Origin of the sequence: Rhizobacter sp., assembly GCF_031412495.1 — a bacterium.
Taxonomy (GTDB): domain Bacteria; phylum Pseudomonadota; class Gammaproteobacteria; order Burkholderiales; family Burkholderiaceae_C; genus Schlegelella_A.
On sequence record NZ_JANODC010000392.1, the window covers coordinates 1 to 2437 of the forward strand.

General features: G+C 66.9%; 3 protein-coding genes and 1 pseudogene. 3 read left to right on the forward strand and 1 reads right to left on the reverse strand.

The genetic code is table 11. The features are described from left to right. The 3 genes and pseudogenes from AC30N0_RS14370 to xrtB form a co-directional block, all read left to right on the forward strand. Positions 1-288, forward strand: a pseudogene (locus tag AC30N0_RS14370) (hypothetical protein); the annotation flags it as partial. Further along, entirely contained in the window at positions 285-1187 is a 903-nt protein-coding gene (gene epsG / locus AC30N0_RS14375; RefSeq protein WP_489518589.1) for a chain length determinant protein tyrosine kinase EpsG, read from the forward strand. The pseudogene AC30N0_RS14370 and the gene epsG, both read left to right, overlap by 4 nt. Beyond that, positions 1184-2116 carry an exosortase B gene (gene xrtB, locus AC30N0_RS14380; RefSeq protein WP_489518590.1) on the forward strand — a complete coding sequence of 311 codons (933 nt, stop codon included), beginning with the start codon at positions 1184-1186 and terminating at the stop codon, positions 2114-2116. Before epsG ends, xrtB begins: the two co-directional genes overlap by 4 nt. On the opposite strand, the gene AC30N0_RS14385 is transcribed toward xrtB, so the two are convergent. Then, on the reverse strand, positions 2109-2437 hold a 329-nt coding region (locus tag AC30N0_RS14385; RefSeq protein ID WP_489518591.1), incomplete at its 5' end, for an exosortase C-terminal domain/associated protein EpsI. The two genes, xrtB and AC30N0_RS14385, sit on opposite strands and share 8 nt — an antisense overlap.

Genomic DNA, 2437 nt, shown 5'->3' on the forward strand with positions numbered 1-2437 from the left:
CTCAGCCCGGCGGTCGAGCCGCTCGAGCCGTCGGGGAAGCGCGCCGTCGTCGGCATCCTCGGCTCGCTGCTCGGCGGTCTGCTCGTCGGGCTCGCCGCTGCCATCGGCCTCGAGATGCTGAACCGCCGCGTCCGCATGCCGCAGGACCTGCTGGTCACGGCAGGCGTTCCGGTGATCGGCGTTCTCAGGCCGGCGAACTCCAAGCAGCCGGTGTTCAGGCGTCTCCTGAACTCGCCTCCGATGCCAGGCAACCGCTTGGCGCTGGCCGGCCCGGGGATGCGCTCGTGAAGACCGATGTCTCGATGCTGGGCAGCCAGCCGCGGGCGACGCGGACCCTCGGCGCCATCCTGATCGACGGCGGCCAGCTGACCCCCGAGGATGCCGAGCGCGTCCTCCACTACCAGAAGCAGCAGAACCTCCGCTTCGGTGAAGCGGCGGTGCGCCTGGGTCTCATCAACGAAGCCGACATCCAGTACGCGCTGTCACGCCAGTTCGCCTACGCCTACCTGCGCAAGATGCCTGGCGAAGCGCGGACGGTCAGCGACGAGCTCGTCGCCGCCTACCAGCCCTTCAGCACGCGCGTCGAGCAGCTGCGCGCCATCCGCAGCCAGCTGATGCTGCGCTGGTTCGACAAGGCCGAGGAGCGGCAGGTGCTCACCGTCGTCGGTGCGCAGCGCGGCGAAGGCCGGAGCTACCTCGCCGCCAACCTGGCGATCGTCTTCTCGCAGCTCGGCGAGCGCACGCTGCTCGTCGACGGCGACCTGCGCGAGCCACGCCAGCACTTCCTGTTCTCGCTCGAGAACAAGGTCGGCTTCTCGACCCTGCTTGCCGGGCGCTTGCGCGAAGAGGCCGTAGTGCGCATCCCCGACCTCGGCGGCCTGTCGGTGCTGCCCGCCGGCCCGACGCCACCGAACCCGCTCGAGCTGATCAACCGCCTGAACTTCGACGAGTTCATGATCGGCGTGCGCGGCGCCTACGACGTCGTCATCGTCGACACCCCGGCCATGTGCCTCGGCGAGGATGCCGCGATGATCGCCGTCAAGACAGGCGCGGCGCTCGCCGTGGCCCGCTCCGGCGAGACCCGAGTGTCCGAGTTCACCGACCTCGTGCAGGGCTTGACCGACGCCGGCGTCGTCGTGGTGGGCTCGGTGCTGAACGAGGTTCCACTGAAGAAGAAGGTGAAGTGAGCAGCGTCCTTCCGGCTTCGTTTTCCCGCGGCGGGGCGGGCCTCGGCCGCCATGCCGCATGGCTGATCGCCATCGCCGGCTTCGCGGCGATGTACGTGCCGGTCTACTGGTGGGCAGCCGACACCATCTGGCAGACCGATGAGCAGGGCCACGGCGCTCTGATCCTCGCCGTGCTGCTGTGGCTGTTCTGGGGCGTGCGCGAGGAGATCGCGGCGCTCCCCGAGGCGCCTTCTCCGGTGCTCGGCTGGGCGCTGTTCGTCTTCGGCCTGCTTCTCTATTTCGTCGGCCGCGTGTCCGGCGTGCTGCTGCTTGCCGTCGCTTCGCAGCCTTTTGTCGCGGCGGGCCTCCTGCTGCTGATGAAGGGCAGGGCGGCGGTGCGCGTGGCCTGGTTTCCGCTGATCTACTTCATCTTCATGATCCCGCTGCCGGGCACGCTGGTCGACAGCATTACCGGCCCGCTAAAGCACTGGATCTCGGTGATCGTGGTCGAGTTGCTCTACAACGTCGGCTACCCGATCTCGCGCAGCGGCGTCGTTCTCACCATCGGCCAGTACCAGATGCTCGTCGCAGATGCCTGCTCCGGCCTGAACTCGATGTTCAGCCTGAGCGCGTTGGGCACCTTGTTTATGTACATCATGCGGCGCCCGAGCACCGCGCACAACGCGATCATGCTGGCCAGCATCCTGCCCATCGCCTTCATCGCGAACATGGTGCGGGTGATCGCGCTCGTGCTGATCACATATCACATGGGCGACGAAGCGGGGCAGGGCTTCCTACATGGCGCAGCGGGCATGGTGCTGATGCTGGTCGCCTTGGCACTCTTCTTCATGCTCGATACGTTGCTGGCGCGTTTGCTGCGCAAGCGCCCGGCATCAGGCGGCGAACAAAGCGCCCCTCGCGACCCTAAGCCGGCCGAGGAAGTCAGCTAGCGTTCGCGGGAGCGGCAAGCCCGCTGAGTTGTTTGCGGACATTGCCAGGCACCGAAGACATCATCTCGGCCGCGAACTTCTGCTGCGTCGCGAAAGCGCGGGCCGGGTCGCTGTCTATCGAGGAAATTCGGAACAGCATCCCATCCGGGATCTGCCCGGTCACAGCCAGTCTGATTTCGGCGATGCGCTTGTCCAATCGACTGTTGACGACCTGGTCACCGACGGTGAGCCAATAGGTCACCGGCTCGTTGCGAGTACCGAGGCTTGTCGTCAGCCTGCGCACGTCGATCTCGCCGTAGGGCGTCGATAGGGAGCCGTCTT